This window comes from Williamsia sp. M5A3_1d, assembly GCF_053345315.1.
In genome coordinates, this window is sequence record NZ_JBKEZX010000003.1 from 286,036 (window position 1) to 304,059 (window position 18,024).

Below are 18,024 nucleotides of genomic sequence, written 5' to 3' on the forward strand. Positions count from 1 at the left end.
TCAACACCCTGGTGCTGCGCAGCGAGATCGACCCGGCGGAGCCCTTCGGGGACCTCCTCGACCGCGTCCGCAGCACCGACATCGCGGCGTTCACCCACACCGAGATCCCGTTCGAGCGACTGGTGGAGAAGCTCGCGCCCGTTCGCACCACCGCGTACTCACCGCTGTTCCAGGTGGTCCTGGCCTTCGGCAACACCGCGGGCGACGCGGAGTTCGAACTGCCCGGGCTGACGGTGTCGGGACTCGAGACCGACATCACGACCACCAAGTTCGATCTGCAGCTGACCGTCGCGCCGAAGGCCGCCGGTGCCGGCGACGACGGCGCGGTCGGTGGTCTCGACGCGGTGTTCACCTACGCCACAGCGCTGTTCGAGCGCGAGACCATCGAGGCGATGGCGGAGCGGTTCGTCGCCGTCCTGCGTGCGGTGGTGACCGATCCGACGACGCCGGTGGGAGACATCGCGCTGCTGTCGCCCGCGCAGACCGCGCAGCTGTCGTCGATGACCGGGACCTCCGCCGCGCCGTCGCGCACGCTCGGAGAGATCCTCGACGCCGCGATCGCCGCGAACCCCGACGGCACCGCCGTCATCGCCGGCGGCCGGTCGCTCACCTATTCCGACCTCGATCGGCGCGTCGCCGATCTGGCCGCCGTCCTGCGCGACCGCGGGGTCGGTACGGGCACCCCGGTGGGACTGGCGATCGGTCGGTCGATCGAGTCGGTCGTCGGGTTCTGGTCGATCGTCCGCGCCGGCGGCGCCGTGGTGCCGATCGACCCGAACTATCCGGCCGACCGGATCGGGTTCATGGTCACCGACGCCGCCATCCGGATAGGCCTGACCGTCGACGCGTTGCGGGACCGTCTGCCGACCGCCGCGCAGTGGCTCGCCGTCGACCTCGGTGAGTCCGTCACCGCCGACTCCGGCGAGCGCTTCACGGCGGTCGCCCCACATCTCGACGCGACCGCGTACGTCATCTTCACCTCCGGGTCCACCGGTCGTCCCAAGGGCGTCGCGGTGCCCCACCGCGGGTTGGCCGATGTGGTCGCAGAGATGACGAACACCTTCGACGTCGACCCGGACTCGACCGTTCTGCACTTCGCCTCACCGAGCTTCGACGCGTCGATCTTCGAGATGCTGCTGGCCGTCGCGGCGGGATCGACCCAGGTGATCGCGCCCGCCGACATGTTCGGCGGTGACGAACTGGCCCGGCTGCTCGTCGAGCGCCGCGTCACCCACGCGTTCGTCACCCCGGCGGCGCTCGCCACGGTGCCCGGCGACGGCCTCGACGCACTGCGGGTCATCTGTGTCGGCGGCGACACCTGCCCGCCGGACCTGGTGCGGCGCTGGGCCGTCGGCCGCTCGATGTACAACCTGTACGGGCCGTCGGAGGCGACGATCTGGTCGACGCGCAGTGCCCCGATGGACCCTGCGCTGCCCCTCACCATCGGCGGTCCCATCAGCGGCCTGCGGGCCACCGTGCTCGACGAACGACTGCAGCTGATACCGCCCGGCGTCCCCGGCGAGCTGTACGTGTCGGGTCCCACGCTTGCCCTGGGCTACCTGACCCGCACCGCGCAGACCTCGGCGTCGTTCGTCGCCGACCCGTTCGGACCGCCCGGCTCGCGCATGTACCGCACCGGCGACCTCGTGCGGTGGCGCGCCGGTACCGACGGCCGGTGGGAGTTGGAGTTCAACGGCCGCAACGACTTCCAGGTCAAGGTCCGCGGATTCCGGATCGAACTCGGTGAGATCGACGCCGTCATCGGCCGCGAACCCGACATCGGGTTCACGACGACGCTCGGTGTGCCGCACCCCGTGTCGGGCCAGACGATGCTCGTCTCCTACGTGCGCGGCCACGACGGCCGTGAGGTCGACACCGCCGACCTCACCGCGAGGATCGCCCAGCGCCTCCCGTCGCACATGGTGCCGACGGCGATCGTGGTCCTCGAGACCGTGCCGCTGACCCCGGCGGGCAAACTCGACCGCAAAGCGTTGCCCGCACCGACGTTCGTCGCGGCCGACCGCCCGTCGCGGGCCCCGATGTCGGAGATCGAGGAACGCCTGTGCGCGTTGTTCGCCGAGACCCTCGGGGTGCCCGAGGTCGGCGTCGACGATTCCTTCTTCGCGCTCGGCGGCGACTCGATCATGGCCATCGGTCTGGTCTCGCGCGCCCGAGACGCCGGCCTCACCTTCGCCCCGCGGGACGTGTTCGACCGCCGCACCGTCGCCGAACTCGCGCCGATCGTCGACACCGAGGGCGGGGCCGCCGACGCGGTGCTGCCCGAACTCGACGGCGGCGGTGTCGGCTCCCTGCCGCTCACGCCGATCATGCGGTGGCTCGTCGACACCCGCGGCGAGTACCGCACCTTCTCGCAGGCGACCTTCCTCACGCTGCCCGCCGACCCCGGTCACGCCCGACTCCTCTCGGCGCTCGACGCGGTGCTCGACCGCCACGACGCGCTGCGGGCCCGTCTGGTCCTCGACGGTGACGATGTCGAGAACCCGCTCGCGGGGCGTCTCGAGATCCCCTCTACGGGAACGGTTGTCGCCTCAGACGTCCTCACCCGCGTCGTGGTCGACAGCCTGCCCGGCACCCAGGCGTTCACCGCGACGGTGCAGGCCGCGGCGGCGCAGGCGATCGACCGCCTCGATCCGTCGGCCGGCCGCATGATCTCCGTGGTCTGGTTCGACCCCGCCGAGGAGCTCGGCCCCGACGTCCGCGGACGTCTCTACGTCGTGATCCACCACCTCGTGGTCGACGGCGTCTCCTGGCGGATCCTGCTGCCCGACCTCGCCGTGGCGTGGGGACTGACCGGACGCGACGGCATCACACCCGCCGACGCCGTCCGGCCGATCGGGACGTCGTTGCGTACCTGGGCCCACGCCCTGCCCGACGCCGTGCGCTCCCGCCACGACGAGCTGGGGCACTGGACCGCGGTGGTCGCCGCCACCGACCCCGACCTCGGCGCCCGGCCGATGGATCCCGCGCGCGACGTCACGGCCACGCTGCGCCGCGTCGAGGTCACGTTCGACGTCGACGTGACGCAGTCGCTGCTGCGCGGGGTCACCGCGATCTACCGCGCCGGCACCGACGACGCGCTGCTCACCGCGCTGGCGTTGGCGGTACGGCGGTGGCGTCACCTGCGCGGCGTCGACGCGCCGTCGCTGCTGATCGAGCTCGAGGGCCACGGCCGCGAGGAGGACGTCGTCGCCGACGCGGCCGACGGCGCACGGGCCGACCTGTTCCGCACCGTCGGATGGTTCACCTCGAAGTACCCGGTGCGGATCGATCTCGACGGGATCGACGTCGACGACGCCCTCGCCGGTGGTCCGGCCGCGGGTACCGCGTTCAAGGCGGTGAAGGAGCAGCTGGCGTCGGTCCCCGACAACGGCATCGGTTTCGGGTTGCTCACCACCTTCGGCGGACCCGAGGCGGACGTGCTCCGCACCCGCTCGGAACCGCAGATCGCGTTCAACTACCTGGGCCGCAACGAATCGGGTGCCACGGAGGTCCCCGACAGCGGGGCCACCGCGGGCGCCGACACCGACTTCGGCTGGCAAGCCGCCGACGACGGCGGACCCCTCGGCGGGGCGATGGACGACGCCATGGTGGTGCCCGCCGTGCTGACGATCAACGCCGTCACCGACGAGACCCCCGACGGTCCGCGGCTGTCGGCGGTGTTCGCCTACGCCGGTGAACTCCTCGATCACGACGACGTCGTGGCGCTGGCACACGAGTGGCAGCGTGCGGCAGCGGGTCTCGCGGCGCACGGTGACGGTGCCGACGCGGGCGGGTTGACCCCGTCCGACGTCCCGCTGGTGCCGGTGTCGCAGCACGACATCGACGTCATCGAGGCCGCCCACGGTGGTGTCGAGGACATCTGGCCGCTCGCCCCGCTGCAGGCCGGTCTGCTCTACCACGCCCAACTCGCCGGCGACGACGCCGTCGACATCTACACCGCACAGGTGGTGTTGGAGCTGCGAGGCCCCGTCGACGCCGACCGGATGCGGGCCGCGGTCAGCGCGCTCGTCGCCCACAACCCGGTGTTGCGCAGCGCCTTCCACACCGCCGGTGACGGCACCCCGGTGACCGCGATCGCCGGTGTGGTCGAGGTGCCCTGGCAGGTCGTCGATCTCACCGATCACCCCGAGGCCGACGCCGAGGCCGATCGGCTGCTCCGCGCGCATCGCCTCGACCGGTTCGACATGTCGGCGCCGCCGCTCATGCGGTTCCTGCTGCTGCAGGTCCCGGCCGGCGACGACAGCGCGCCGCTGGCGCGGTTGTCGATGACCAACCACCACATCCTCCTCGACGGATGGTCGGGCCCGATCCTGCTGCAACAGCTGTTCGCGCTCTACGCGATGGGTGGCGTCGACCACCTGCCGCCCGCCGACACCGACTACCGAGACTTCCTGCGGTGGTTGAGTCGTCGCGACCCCGAGGCCGCGATGACCTCGTGGCGGCACGCGTTGGCCGACCTCGAGAGCCCGACTTTGCTCGTCGACCGCCCGACCGACCCGGGGCAGCTCCAGGCGAGTGACATCGTGCCGGTGGAGTATCCGCTCGCGATCGACCCCGAGACCGCGGCCGGTCTCGCGGAGCTGTCGCGTGAGCGCGGACTCACCATGAACACGATGGTGCAGACGGCATGGGGTCTGGTGCTGGCCCGCTCCACCGGCGCCGACGACGTCGTGTTCGGTGTCACCGTCTCGGGCCGTCCGCCCGAACTGCCGGGCGTCGGCGGGATGCTCGGCCTGTTCATCAACACCATCCCGGCGCGGGTGCGGCTCGACCAGCGCGAGACGGTGATCGGATTGCTCGAGCGTGTGCAGTCCGAGCAGGCCGGGTTGCTCGAGGCCCACCACATCGGTCTGCCGGCGATCCAGCGCGATCTCGGGGTGCCCGCGCTGTTCGACAGTCTCGTGGTGTTCGAGTCGTACCCGGTGGACCGTGAGGCGTTGGAGAGCGGCGCGCAGATCGACGGCATGTCGGTCGACGGCGCGCAGATCAACGACGCCTCGCACTACCCGATGACCGTTCTGGCGCAGTCGGATCCGCACCTGGCGATCTCGCTGAAGTACGTGCCCGCGCTGATCGGCCACGACCGCGCCGACGATCTGGGCCAGCGTGTGCTGCGGGTGCTGCGCGCTTTCGCACGGGCGGGCGCGACACCCGTGCGGGATCTGCACCTGCTCGATGCCGACGAGGTCGCCGGGCAACTCGAGTCGTGGAACGACACCTCCGTCGCGGTCGGCGACGCGACGGTGACGGAGATGTTCGCCCGGCGTGTGCGCGAGACCCCCGACGACGTCGCGTTCGCCGACGGCGAGCGGACGGTCACCTTCGCCGAGTTCGACGCGATGGCCAATCGCCGTGCCCGCGTACTGATCGCCTACGGCGTCGGTCCCGACGACCTCGTCGCCGTGGCGATGCCCCGGTCGCTGGAGCAGGTCGCCACCGTCTACGGCGTGGGCAAGGCCGGAGCGGCGTACCTGCCCATCGACGTCGATGCCCCCGCCGACCGGATGACCACCCTCGTCGCCGAGGCCGGGGTGCGCTGCGTCGTCACCGACGCCGGTCGTCTGGCCGCCATCCGCACGCTCGTGGCACCGATCGCCTGCCTCGACCTCGCGGCCCCGGGGCTTCGACACATCTCCGACGCGCCGATCGGGTCGACCGAGACCCGCGGCCGGGTGCGCGCGGCGTCGCTGGCCTACGTCCTGTTCACCTCGGGGTCGACCGGTCGTCCGAAGGGTGTCGCGATCACGCAGCGCGCCCTGGCCAACCAGGTGCGGTGGATCGCCGAGGAGTACGGCCTCGGCCGCGACGACGTCGTGCTGCTCAAGACGCCGTTCACCTTCGACGCCTCGGTGTGGGAGATGTTCGCCCCGGCGCTGGCCGGTGCCCGCACCGTCATCGCCGGTCCGCGTGCGCACACCGACGCCACCGAACTCGTGTCACTCGTCGCCGAGCACGGCGTCACAGTCGTGCAGTTCGTCCCGTCGGTGCTCGCGGTGTTCGCCGAGTCCGCCGGACCCGACGCCCTCGACTCGTTGCGCACCGTCTTCTCCGGCGGTGAGGCACTGCCGATCTCGCTGGCCCAGCAGGTGGCGTCGACCTCGGGTGCGCAGGTCGTGAACCTCTACGGGCCCACCGAGGTCACCGTCGACGCGACGTCGGCGGTGGTCGTCGCGGCCGCGGGTTCCACCACGCCGGCTGCCGCGACATCCGGGGCGACCGACGTGGTGCCGATCGGGCGACCGGTGTGGAACACCCGGGGCTGGGTCCTCGACCGGTGGCTGCGGCCATGTGTGCTCGGCGCCGTCGGCGAGCTGTACCTCTCCGGTGACCAGCTGGCCCGCGGGTACCTCGGCCGCGCCGACCTCACCGCGGAGCGGTTCGTGCCCAGTGTGTTCGGGCCGGCCGGCGCGCAGATGTACCGCACCGGCGACCTCGTGCGGCGTCTGGCCGACGGGACGCTCGACTACGTCGGACGTGTCGACTTCCAGGTGAAGGTGCGCGGGTTGCGGATCGAGCTCGAGGAGATCGAGACCGTTCTCGCGCAGCATGACTCGGTGGCACAGTCGGCGGTCATCGCCCACGAGACCGGGGGGCGCACCCGACTCATCGGATACGTGATCGGCCACGGCGACGCCGAGGTCGACGCCGTCGGTGTCCGCGACCACGCGGGTCGGGTGCTCCCGCCGTACATGGTCCCCGACGTGATCGTGGTGCTCGACGAGTTCCCCCGTAGCCGCTCGGGCAAGATCGCGCGGCGCGAACTGCCGCTGCCGCAGATCGAACACGCGCAGCGGCGCGAGCCGGCCACCGAGTCCGAGGCCGTCCTGTGCGGCATCGTCGCCGACCTGCTCGGCGGCGACGTCGGGGCCGACGACTCGTTCTTCGACATCGGTGGCGACAGCATCGGTGCCATGCAGTTGGTCACGAGGGCGCGCTCGGCCGGCATCCGGTTCACCGCCCGCGACGTGCTCGAGAAGCGGACGATCGCCGCGCTCGCGGCCGTCGCGTCCACAGATGTCGCGCCCGCGACCTCCGATCTCGCCGACGCGCACGCCGGTTCGGCGCCGCTGACACCGGTGATCGAGAAACTCCTCGAACGCGGCGGGGACATCAGCCGGTTCGTCATGCCGATGGTGTTCACCGTCCCCGCCGACGTCACCGCCGAGCAGATCGTCACGGCGATGACCGCGGTCGTCGATCGACACGACGTGATGCGTTCACGGCTCGACATCGCCTCCCGGACACTGGAGATCGGCGCCCCGGGCACCGTCGACCTGTCCGCCGCGCTCAGCCGGATCGACCTCGACCCCGACGAGGTGCCCGGTACCGACGCGCACACCGCGCGCCTGCGCGCCGCCGTCGCCGACGCGATCGACGACCTCGATCCCGAGGCCGGGATGATGCTGCGTCTGGTGTGGCTGGTCGCGCCGTCGGGTGGGGCCACCGGGCGGCTGGCCGTGGTCGCCCACCACCTCGTCGTCGACGCGGTGTCGTGGCGGATCCTGCAGTCCGACATCGCGGTCGCGGGCAGCCAGACCTCGGCCGGTCACGCCGTCGACCTTCCCGATGCGGGTACGAGCTGGATCGCGTGGAGTGCCGGTCAGGTCGGCGCGGCAGCCGGACGCCGTGGCGAACTCGACCACTGGGTCGCCGTCCTCGACGGACCCGACCCGGCGCTGGGCACCCGGCGACTCGACCTCACGACCGACCGGGTCGACCGCCTCGCGCGTGCCGAACTGGTGTTGCCCGCGGAGATCGTGGCGCCGTTGGCCACGAGCCTCTCGGCCGCTCGGAAGGGGACCGGCCAGGAGGGCGCCACGATGGCCGACCTGCTCGTCGCCGGTCTCGCCACCGCGGTCGTGGGATGGCGTCGCGACCGCGGATACGACGTCACCTCGACGCTGTTGACCCTTGAGGGCCACGGCCGGGAGGAGGCCGTGGTCGACGGCGCCGACCTGTCGCGCACCGTCGGCTGGTTCACGTCGATGTTCCCGACGCGTGTCGACCTCGAGGGGCTGGAATTGTCGGAGATCTTCGATCGACCCGAGGTGGCCGGCGAGGTCGTCGCGCGCACCCGCGCCGCGATGACCGCGCATCCCGACCGCGGTATCGGTTACGGGATGCTGCGCCACCTCGATCCCGAGGGGCGCGAGCGTCTCGGCGGGTTCGCCGACCCGCAGATCGTCTTCAACTACATCGGCTCGGTCCCGGGATCCGATGTGGCCGGTGCGCTCGACGAGGTGCCGTGGTTCCCCGACATGCGCGGGCCGGAACTGCTCGACGTGAATGATCCCGAGGCTCTCGCGCGGGGCAATCGCATGCCCGCGCAGGCCGAGATCGACATCCAGTCGATGTCGACCGTCACCCCTGACGGTCCGATCGTGCGGGCGCTGATCACCTACCTCGACGACGCCATCGACCCCGGTGACCTCGACGAGCTGTTCGAGCACTGGATGCTGGCACTGCGGGCCATCGCCGACCGGACCTGACCGACCCCCCGACAGCCGAGCGGCGTCGCCGTCGCGTGGCGGCGTACGTCAGCGGCAGGGCGCGGGGTGCGTCGCCCGATAGGCCGGGTCGAGTGCGTCGAGCACGATCCACACCGCGCGGGGGTCGCTCGTCATCTGCATGTGGTCGACCTGTCGCGTCCCGCAGCCGTCCTGTACCCACGTGTTGCGGACCGTCGCGCCGGGGCCGGCCCGCAGGAAGGTGCGCTCGGGTGGGGTGACGACCGAGTCGTCGCGGGTCCCCACCACCACGTAGCGGACGCCGGGCCGGGTGTCACCGCCGGCGTTGAGCCGATCGAGGAACGGTGAGCCCACCATCTGCTCGACGTAGGACGGGCCGACGGTGGTGGCGGCGAGGCGTACCACCGGGATGCCGAGCATCTCGCCGATGGCGCCGATGGTCTGGTTCAGGTCGAAGGTGGTGCCGTGGTTGGTTCCCGCCAGCGTGACGACCGTGTTGACGGCGTTGCGGGCGGGGTCGCCCGGTGCGCCGCCGTCGAACTTCAGGTACTGCCGGATGACGAGGGCGCCCTGGGAGTGACCGACCATGTCGACCTTCGCGCTGCCGGTCTCGCGGCGTACGCGGTCGACGAAGCGCGCCAGCGTGGTGGCCGACCGGGTGATGGTGTCGCCACCCACGAGGTCCATCAGGTTCTCGGTGCTGCCCGCCGCCCGTCGCCCGTAGTCGATCGCGAACACGCAGTAGCCCTGGTCGGCGAGTGCCGGAGCGAGGGTCTGCCAGGTCTGTGCCGAATCGGTCCACGTGCCGTGGACCAGGATCACCGGGCGCGGATGGGCCGGTGCAGGCCGACACGACGCGGAGTTGTAGCCGCCTGCGGCAGGTGTCGCCGGGGTCGGGGCTGCGCCGGCGGAACCGACGGCGCCGAGCGGGCCCGCGATCGCCAGCAGGGCGATCAGGAAGAGTCGGGCGACGAGCCCACGCGCGACCTCGAGGCTCATATGCCTCATCAGTACCTCCAGCAACATCAGCCCCAACCGAGGTCGAGCCTACCGACGCGCGAGAAGACCGCCCACCGCGAGCAGGGTGGTGCATCGATTCGCTATCGGATGGTTGCCGTCGTGTGATGTGGCGGTGAAGACCCTCACACGGGACACGCCACGGTGGGCGCGCCATGTGGACGCGCGACGACGCCCGGGGTTCAGTGGGCGCCGGCGGGTACCGGGTCGGCCTTGAACACCATGCGGGGGGTCTCGGTGCGCAACACCGATCCGTCGGCGAGGCTGCGGACCTCGAACCGCTGCGTGACGACGTCGTTGCGCCACTTGTTGCCGTAGAGCTTCTTGAGGCCGCGGGCCATCTCCTTGCCACCGAAGAACTGGTAGCGGCGACGACCGGCGACGGCGTCGGCGGTTTTGCGGCCGAAGTGGTTGAGGAAGCTGCGCTCGGTCGCGCAGATACCGAAGCCTGCGGCACGCAGACGCATGCAGAGGTCGAGGTCGGCGCCCCAGCCGAAGCGTCCGAAGCTCCGCTCGTCGAGTCCGCCGGTCGCCACGAACGCGTCGCGGGTGAGCATCAGGGCGGTGCCGTCGACGGCCGGAAGTTCGCGGTAGGCATCGCGGGGCGTGTAGCCGGCGGCAGGCCCCTCGTAGTCGGCGAGCAGGGCCGGGTGGGCGCCGGCGTCGTCGTAGAGACCCACGACCGCCCCGGCGTGGGAGGGGAGCCGGTCGTCGAGAAGGCCCTCGAAGTAGCCGTGCGACAGCCTGACGTCGTTGTTGAGGGTCATCGCGGCGTCGTAGCCCTCGACGAACGCCGTGCGCAGGCCGAGGTTCGAGCCCCCGGCCCATCCCGTGTTCTGGCCCGGGGTCACCACGCGCTCGTCGCCGAGCGGTTCGTAGTCACCCTTGTTGTCGACGATCAGATAATCGGCCTTCTCACGCTCGAGGTCTCCCACCAGCGCGTGGGTGTACTCGATCTGGCCGTATACGGGAACGGTCACAAGGAGAGACTTCGACATATTGCACATTGTTTCGTACACCCGCACCGTAAGTCTTGCGAATTAGCGATGTTCATCTGAACACGCGAAGAAGCGTTGATGTCTCACAGTCGTCCGAACCCCGCGAGCATTCCGGTGTAATGCTTCGCGGGCGGTGACGAGTACTCGTCACTGGCCGGTCCGGGGAAACCGGCGACCGGGACGAGGGCCTCGGACAGGCGCACCGCGGCCGCCACGCCGTCGATCACCGGCGCCCCGATCTTCGCCGAGATCCGTGCGGCGAGTTCGGCCATCCCGCCGCACCCGAGGACGATCGACTCCGCCCCGTCGTCGGCGAGAGCGCGCGCGCAGGCGTCGGTCAGGACGGCCTCGGTGTCGGGGTCGGTCTCGAGTTCGAGCACCGGGATGTCGCAGGCGTGCAGGCCGCGGCACAGACCTGCGACCCCGTAGCGGTGGGTCAGTTCGTCGGCGCGGCCGATGGTCCGCGACAGCGTGGTCACCACCGAGAAACCGCCACCGACCAGGCCCGCCAGGGTCATGGCGGCCTGCGCGACGCCCACCACCGGCGCGCCCGCGATCTCGCGGGCCGCGTCGAGGCCGGGGTCGCCGAAACACGCCAGCACGTAGGCGTCGCACGGGGTGTCGCCGGCGCGGTCGGCGGTGATCGCCGCGAGCACGCCCGGGACGGCGAGGGCCTCGTCGTAGTGACTCTCGATCGACGCCGGGCCCATCGACGAGGTGACCCCGACGATCTCCGTGCCCGCCCCGGCGGCCGCCTGCGCCGCGCGGACCATGAGGTCGGTCATCGACGTGGTGGTGTTCGGGTTGATCAGGCAGATCCGCATGAACCCAGTCTGGACTCTCAGGCCGACACGTCGGCGGCCGGTGCTGTGGTCGCGACCGGCGCAGGCGGGTTGTCGTGGATGAACGTCGGCGGCAGCAGGCGCATCCCGAGCGAGTAGATCGCGAAGCCGAGTCCGGCGCCCACGAACCAGGTGTAGCTGGCCATGTAGGTGGTGCCCTCGACGACGACCGCGATGCCCGCGGCTCCGGCCACGACGGTGGCGATCACGGCCACCGGGTTGACGCCGCTGCGGAACCAGTAGCGTCCGGTCGGCGACATGCTGAACAGGTCGTCGACCACGATCTGCTTCTTCTTGACCAGGTAGAAGTCGGCGATGAGCACACCGAACAGCGGTCCGATGACCGCGCCGAGGGTGTCGAGTGTGTAGTGGATCGCCGAGGGGTTGTTGAACAGGTTCCACGGTGTGATGAGCACAGAACCGATCGCGGCGATCATGCCGCCCATCCGCCAGGTGATCTTCGTCGGCGCCACGTTGGAGAAGTCGAAGGCGGGGGAGACGAAGTTCGCGACGATGTTGATGCCGATGGTCGCGATGGCGAAGGTGAGCACACCGAGGATCGCGGCGGTGGTGTTGTCGATGCGATCGACGATGTGCACGGGGTCGGTGATGATGTTGCCGTCGGCGTCACGGCCGATGACGGTGGCGCCGGCGGAGACCGTGCAGACCACGAGGATCGAGAAGAACAGGAAGTTGACCGGCAGGCCGAGGAAGTTGCCCTTCTTCACGTCGCCGAAGGTGCGGCCGTATCGCGAGAAGTCGCCGAAGTTGAGCATCGGTCCGGAGAAGTACGACACCACCAGGGCGATCGCGCTGATCAGCGCCGTGATCGACGCCCACCCGCTCTTGTTCGGACCCGACGAGAGATCGAAGTGCACGTTGCTCCAGCCCGCCTTGTAGATCAGGTAGCCGGCGAGGATCACCATCACCACGTAGACCGCGGGCCCGCAGAAGTCGATGAACTTGCGGATGGTCTCCATGCCGTTCCAGAACACGATCGCCTGCAGCACCCACATCAGGATGAACCCACCCCATCCCAGCAGCGACAGGCCGAGGAAGCCGTAGTCGTCGACCGAGTCGAACTTCGCCAGGGACGGCCAGAATTTCAGGGCCAGCAGGCCGAAGGCGACCGACGCGAGGTAGGTCTGGATGCCGTACCAGGCGACGGCGATGAGGCCGCGCAGGATGGCGGGCAGGTTGGCGCCACGTACGCCGAACGCGATGCGGGTGGTCACCGGGTAGGGCACTCCGGCCTGCTGGGAGGGTCGCGCCACGAGGTTGCACAGGAAATACACCATGAAGATGCCGACGAGCAGCGCGATGAGCACCTGCCACGCCGAGATGCCCAGGGCGAATAGGCTTCCCGCGAACACGTACCCACCGACGCTGTGCACGTCCGACATCCAGAACGCGAAGATGTTGTAGGAGGTCCAGCTCTGCTTCTTCAGCGGCGCGAGATCCTCGTTGGTGAGGTTCTGGTGGTATCCGACCTTGATGACGCTCTCCCCGGCCGCGCTGACACGCGTCGGTTCGACCACGGCATCGGTTGTCTTGATGTCGGTCATGGCATCTCCTGGATTCGTTGAATTCCACTGAGATTAGGACCGGCTGATTTCTGATGCGTTACTTCGAGAGTATATTTTCGCCGGTCACCGACGTCGGCGTCAGCGTCGGTCGGTGATGTCCGATCCTGCTGCGGTGCCGACGATCATGGTCTCGAGCCGCGCGTGGTGGTCGCCGGCTGCGGCGATCAACGAGTCGATGTCGCGCTCGGTCATCGCCGCCATCATGGCCTCGTGGTCGGAGTGGAGGCGGGTCTGCATCTGCGGGGTCGCGGTCCGCATGAGTTGGAACGGCTCGGTGATGTTCCAGGTCGACTCGAACATGTTGATGAGCCGGTGCATCCCGCAGGGTGCGATCAACGCCTGGTGGAATCGTCGCGAATTGATCTGGTAGGCACGCGGATTCGCGGTCGCAGTCGCCTCCAACAGTGCGTCGTTGGCCGCGCGGGCCATCGCGATGTCGTCGGCGGTCGCCCGCTCGATGGCCTGACCGAGCGCAGCACGTTCGAGAACGCCTCGTACGTAATAGATCTCGCGGAGCTCGTCGCCGGTGAGCTGGGCGACGAAGTAGCCACCGTTGGTCTCGTGTCCCACGAGGCCCTCACTGATCAGCGTCTTGAGCGCCTCACGGACCGGGATGGGGCTGACGCCGAAGACCCCGGCGACCTCGCCCACCGGGATCGGCGAACCCGGCACCGCGACACCGTCGAGGATGACCCTGCGCAACCCGTCGAGGACGCTCGCCTGAGACGGGCCGGTCGGGATGTCCGACAGTGCCGCGAGCAGTGCGCTGCTGCGTACCCGACCCGGCACCATCTGCGCTCCTCGCCCTCGCGACGACCAGCCGCCGCGCACCCGACGATTGTCGCAACTCCCGCCCCCTGATGCCGGGTGAAGCGACGTCTGTCCCGGCGACTACTTCGGCGTGACCCAGCAGGTGATCTCCGCTGGGGATGCCGTCGGAGGCCGGGGTGATCGGGCGAACGCTACTTCGGCGTCACCCAGCAGGTGATCTCACAGTGCACGACCTCGAGGCCCGCCTTGTCGGTGATGGCGATGGTCACCACGACGTCGGCTCCGCTGCCGATGGACGCGGGGTCGATGGGCTCGTCGAGGGTGGCCACGGCGCGCAGTCCGGTGGTCGCCTTCGCGAGGTACTGCGTGTGCATCCCCTTGGGCAGCCAGCGCAGGCCGTCGGGCACGGTCGCCTCCATCAACATGCCCATGGCGCATTCGGCGAGGTTGCAGGCGGCGATGGCGTGGAAGGTCCCGATGTGGTTGTGCACGCCGAACCACTTGGGTGCGGTGACGACGCAACGTCCCGGTGCGAGTTCCTTCACCGACGGGACGATGGTGCCGAAGTAGGGGACGCGGGCGACCATGCCGAGCGAGAACACGGCGGCACCGATCGCGTTCTGCGGCAGCCGACGCCACAGCGCGTAGGTCGGGTTGGAGGTCGCGGGTCGGACGGGGGTGGTGGAGGCCTCGGTCATGGCCGACACCGTACCGCTCACCGCGGCGGGCACGTCGGCGTCGAGGTGATGCCCGCCCTCTCGAGGGCGTCGCGTGCGTGCACCCGTCCGAGGTCGAGATCGGTCCACCGTCCGTGGTCGAGCACGTCGGCCGCGATGGCGGCGATCGCGCAGTCGCGGACCGGTCGCGGCAGGTCGAGCAGTGCCTCGGTCGCGTCGGGGGACAGTCCGGCCAGATAGTCGATGTCGATGCGGCCGGTGTCGACGAATCGGTCGACGTTCGTCGCGGCGATGCGGGCATCGGGGTTCGACACCGCGAAGGCCAGCGCGGCGCCGATCGTCACCACGGCGAGCACTCGAGGCAGGTGCCGCGTCCCGAGTCCGGCGCCCGCGGCCATGAGCACCACGACGACCGCGGCGAACCACCACTCGACGGCGCTCGCGCCGAACCGCAGCCGGGTCGCGCCGAACGCCTCGGTGTAGAGGTCCATGCGGTGCAGCGCCGAGGCCACGACGGCCAGCGCCGCGAGACACAGTCCGCCGAGGATCCCCCGGGCGAGAACCCGTTCGGTGCGGGTGTCGCGGGCGCTGCGGCGCCACGCCACCGAGACCACTCCGATGGTGAGGCCGGTGACGACGAACAGCTGCCAGAAGCCCGACCGCGCGTAGTCGGCGTAGGTGAGGCCGGCCGTGCTCTGCACGTAGTCGTCACCCCCGAACAGCGCCGGGGCCTGGGTGAGTCCGAAGGCGACGCAGATCGCGAGGACGGTGCCCGCGGGAACCGCCCACATCCAGGTGTCGCCGAGCGGTCGGGGTGCCCTCGGTTCATGCGGTGAGCGCGGTCGCATCCAGCGCAGGTGGGCGCCGACCGCGACGACGACCGCCACGGCGAACCCCACCACGATCTGGGGGCCGACTCTCACCGGGCCGAGGTCGGGGGTGATGTGGTCGAGGAGGTCGGCGAACCTCGCGTCGGCGGTCGCGAACAGGGCACCGAAGACCACGGCGAGCGCGACCGTCAGTGCGGCGACCGCCGCGACACCCCGGACGTTGTCGATGCGTCGGCCCGCGCGGACGTGGGCGACGGTTCGCGACACCCACGCCACCGCCTGCGGCAGGAACACGATCGACAGCACCGCGCCGAGCGCCGTCTCCCGGAAAGATCGGGCATCGAGAAGAACCGCGAGCGCGGTGACGACCGCGAGCGCGAGGCACACCGCTCCGACCCACCCGGCGCTGCGCCACGCGGTCACCGACAGCAGGGCGAGCACGGCTGTCGCGGCGAGGAGACCGCCGGTCGACGGTCGGTGTGGCGAGCCCACGAGCACCGCGGCGATCACGCCGAGCCCGATGAGCGGCACCCCGATCCCCGAGGCCTGTGAGGGCATCGCCACCGCGGCCGCGATCGCGGCGAGCACCACGACGGCGAGCACCCGGGTCGGGGCGGCGGACGGTGTGTCGGGATCGGTGTCGACCCACCACCATTGCGAGTCCCCGGCGTCGGGGGTGACGTCCCAGGGGAGGTCGGGCGGGGGAAGGGCTGATCCGGGTGGGGCTGTTTCGGGCGGACCTGTTTCAGACATGGGGGTATCGCCTCTCGTCGAACGGGTGTGATGGGCGCCGGCTCAGGGACGGCGACGTCGGAGCGGGATCTTCAGCGGGAGGCCGGGAGCCGTACCCGGATCCGGCAGCCGTCGGGGTCGTCGACGACCTCGATCTCGCCGTCGTGGAGGGCGATCGCCCAGTGCGCTATCGCCAGTCCCAGGCCGGTCTGACCGTCTCGTGAACCGCCGCGGGTGAACCGCTCGAAGATCCGGGCCCGCTCGGCGGGGGCGATGCCGGGGCCCTGATCGGCCACCTCGATGACCGTCGCCGTCGGTTCGGCCCGCGCGGCGATCTCGACGGTGCCGCCCGGGGGTGAGTGGCGGGTCGCGTTGTCGAGGAGGTTGGCGAACACCTGGTGCAGCCGCGCCGCGTCGGCCTCGACCGTCAGGTCGGCGGGCACCGCGTTGCGGAGCGTGACGTCGGTGCGCGATCCGCCGCTGCCGCGGTTGCGCAGGCTGCATTCGGCGACGGCGTCGGAGGCGAGACGGTGCAGTGCGACCGGATCCCGATGGAGGGCGACGGCGCCGCCCTCGACCCGCGACAGGTCGAGCAGGTCGGTGATGAGCCGACCGAGCCGTTCGGTCTGGTTGAGGGCCAGTTCGAGGGTGTCGCGGTCGGGGGTCGCCACGCCGTCGACGAGGTTCTCGAGCACGGCATGCAATGCCGCGACCGGGGTGCGCAGCTCGTGGGCGACGTTGCCGACGATCTCGCGACGGTAGGTGTCGGTCTCGGCCAGGTCGGCGGCCATCTGGTTGAAGGCTGTCGCCAGGGTGCCGATCTCGTCGCGGGAGGTGGCCCGCACCCGACCGGAGTAGTCGCCCTGCGACATCCGTCGCACCGCGCCGGTCATCTCGCGCAGCGGCGAGGTCATGCCGTGGGCGAGCACCCACGTCACCACGAACGCGACCGCCAGGGCCATCAGCAGTGCGTAGCGGAACTGCCACTGCGCGGTCACCCAGAACGACACGCTCGAGGTGAACAGTGCGGTGCCGACCACGACGGCGGTCTTGAACTTGAACGACCGCATCGCGTCGAGCGGCCGTGGCAGACCCGGCGTCACGTCCGGTCGGTCGCGTCGGGACGGGCGTCGAGCGCGTAACCGACCCCGTGCACGGTCCGGATGCGGTGCGCACCCACCTTCTGTCGCAACGACCGGATGTGGGAGTCGACGGTGCGGGTCTCCCCGGCCTCGGCCCACCCCCACACCGTCTCGAGGAGTTGTCCGCGGCTCAGGACGGCGCCGGGATGGCGTGCGAGGGTGGCGAGCAGGTCGAACTCGGTGCGGGTGAGGTGTACGGCCCCGTCGGCGACGGCGACCTGTCGGGCGCTGTGATCGATGCGCAGGTCCCCGAACGCCGTGACGTCCGCCCCGGCCGGGGTGACGTCGGGGGAGGGGTAGCGCTCGGCGCGACGCAGCAGTGCACGGGTGCGGGCGACGAGTTCGCGCATCGAGAACGGCTTGGCCAGGTAGTCGTCGGCACCCACCCCCAGGCCGATGACGAGGTCGGTCTCCTCCGACCGCGCGGTCAGCATCAACACCGGGGTCGGGGTGTGCGCCTGCATCTGCCGGCACACCTCGAGACCGTCGATCCCGGGGAGCATGAGGTCGAGGATCACCACGTCGGGCACCGCCTCGCGGTGGCGATCGAGGGCCTGCGGGCCGGTGTCGGCGGTGCGGACGACGAATCCCTCCGCGCGCATCCGTTCGGCGATGGACGTGCGGATCACCGGTTCGTCGTCGACGACGAGCACCGACGGCCCCGCCGCGGTCGCCCCTGCCGCGAACTCGCCCGTCACGATCTCCTGTGGCCTCATGGCTGAGACGGTAACGACCGGTTGTCGACATGCCGCGCAGATCATGTGCAGAGACCGTGAAGATCCCGCCGTCGAGCTCGGCCTGCGCCGGGGGTTCGGACCACGGCCGGCAATTTGGCCTCGACCCGCATCTGTTGCATACTGTTCGGGTTGCCCTGATCGGGTACGCGCTCTCGTGCGGCCTCGATCGGGTTCGAGTGTGGCTGACGGAGCAAGCGGAGACG

At 70.5% G+C, this 18,024-nt stretch carries 10 protein-coding genes (1 of these 10 only partly in view); 1 reads left to right on the top strand and 9 read right to left on the bottom strand.

Going from position 1 to position 18,024, the window contains the following annotated elements; all coding sequences use genetic code 11:
• On the top strand, positions 1-8,510 hold the 3' end of the coding sequence (locus ACLBW1_RS13685) for a non-ribosomal peptide synthase/polyketide synthase (RefSeq protein ID WP_447812388.1). It extends 25,630 nt beyond the left edge of the window; the window shows 8,510 of its 34,140 coding nt (coding positions 25,631-34,140); the start codon falls outside the window, past its left edge; the stop codon is at positions 8,508-8,510.
• A gap of 48 nt (positions 8,511-8,558) precedes the next feature.
• Here ACLBW1_RS13685 and ACLBW1_RS13690 read toward each other — a convergent pair whose 3' ends face one another.
• The 9 genes from ACLBW1_RS13690 to ACLBW1_RS13730 form a co-directional block, all read right to left on the bottom strand.
• Positions 8,559-9,497 carry an esterase/lipase family protein gene (locus ACLBW1_RS13690; RefSeq protein WP_447812389.1) on the bottom strand — a complete coding sequence of 313 codons (939 nt, stop codon included), beginning with the start codon at positions 9,495-9,497 and terminating at the stop codon, positions 8,559-8,561.
• Between the two features lie 191 nt (positions 9,498-9,688).
• Positions 9,689-10,486 (bottom strand): glycosyltransferase family 2 protein, encoded by a 798-nt coding sequence (locus ACLBW1_RS13695; protein ID WP_447812390.1) that lies wholly within the window; start codon positions 10,484-10,486, stop codon positions 9,689-9,691.
• A 101-nt stretch (positions 10,487-10,587) separates the two neighbouring features.
• Entirely contained in the window at positions 10,588-11,328 is a 741-nt protein-coding gene (locus tag ACLBW1_RS13700; RefSeq protein WP_447812391.1) for an aspartate/glutamate racemase family protein, read from the bottom strand.
• A 17-nt stretch (positions 11,329-11,345) separates the two neighbouring features.
• Positions 11,346-12,911, bottom strand: a complete 1,566-nt coding sequence (locus ACLBW1_RS13705) for an NCS1 family nucleobase:cation symporter-1 (RefSeq protein WP_447812392.1) — start codon at positions 12,909-12,911, stop codon at positions 11,346-11,348.
• A 99-nt stretch (positions 12,912-13,010) separates the two neighbouring features.
• On the bottom strand, positions 13,011-13,724 hold the full coding sequence (locus tag ACLBW1_RS13710; RefSeq protein WP_447812393.1) for a GntR family transcriptional regulator: 714 nt from the start codon (positions 13,722-13,724) through the stop codon (positions 13,011-13,013).
• Between the two features lie 170 nt (positions 13,725-13,894).
• Entirely contained in the window at positions 13,895-14,401 is a 507-nt protein-coding gene (locus tag ACLBW1_RS13715; RefSeq protein ID WP_447812394.1) for a hotdog fold domain-containing protein, read from the bottom strand.
• A gap of 17 nt (positions 14,402-14,418) precedes the next feature.
• The gene (locus tag ACLBW1_RS13720) at positions 14,419-15,963 is read right to left on the bottom strand and encodes a DUF4153 domain-containing protein (protein WP_447812395.1); all 1,545 of its coding nucleotides are present in this window, start codon (positions 15,961-15,963) and stop codon (positions 14,419-14,421) included.
• 71 nt (positions 15,964-16,034) lie between these two features.
• Complete coding sequence (locus tag ACLBW1_RS13725; protein WP_447812967.1) at positions 16,035-17,012, bottom strand: HAMP domain-containing sensor histidine kinase; 978 nt, start codon at positions 17,010-17,012, stop codon at positions 16,035-16,037.
• A gap of 29 nt (positions 17,013-17,041) precedes the next feature.
• Positions 17,042-17,800: a response regulator transcription factor gene (locus ACLBW1_RS13730; protein ID WP_447812396.1), complete on the bottom strand. Its 759-nt coding sequence runs from the start codon at positions 17,798-17,800 to the stop codon at positions 17,042-17,044.
• Positions 17,801-18,024: the final 224 nt, after the last annotated feature.

Excerpts from the sequence above, each read along its gene's own strand:
- ACLBW1_RS13700 (WP_447812391.1), bottom strand. The coding sequence starts at position 11,328 with ATGCGGATCTGCCTGATCAACCCGAACACCACCACGTCGATGACCGAC.
- ACLBW1_RS13705 (WP_447812392.1), bottom strand. The coding sequence starts at position 12,911 with ATGACCGACATCAAGACAACCGATGCCGTGGTCGAACCGACGCGTGTC.
- ACLBW1_RS13710 (WP_447812393.1), bottom strand. The coding sequence starts at position 13,724 with ATGGTGCCGGGTCGGGTACGCAGCAGCGCACTGCTCGCGGCACTGTCG.
- ACLBW1_RS13720 (WP_447812395.1), bottom strand. The coding sequence starts at position 15,963 with ATGTCTGAAACAGGTCCGCCCGAAACAGCCCCACCCGGATCAGCCCTT.
- ACLBW1_RS13690 (WP_447812389.1), bottom strand. The coding sequence starts at position 9,497 with ATGAGGCATATGAGCCTCGAGGTCGCGCGTGGGCTCGTCGCCCGACTC.
- ACLBW1_RS13730 (WP_447812396.1), bottom strand. The coding sequence starts at position 17,800 with ATGAGGCCACAGGAGATCGTGACGGGCGAGTTCGCGGCAGGGGCGACC.
- ACLBW1_RS13725 (WP_447812967.1), bottom strand. The coding sequence starts at position 17,012 with ATGCGGTCGTTCAAGTTCAAGACCGCCGTCGTGGTCGGCACCGCACTG.
- ACLBW1_RS13715 (WP_447812394.1), bottom strand. The coding sequence starts at position 14,401 with ATGACCGAGGCCTCCACCACCCCCGTCCGACCCGCGACCTCCAACCCG.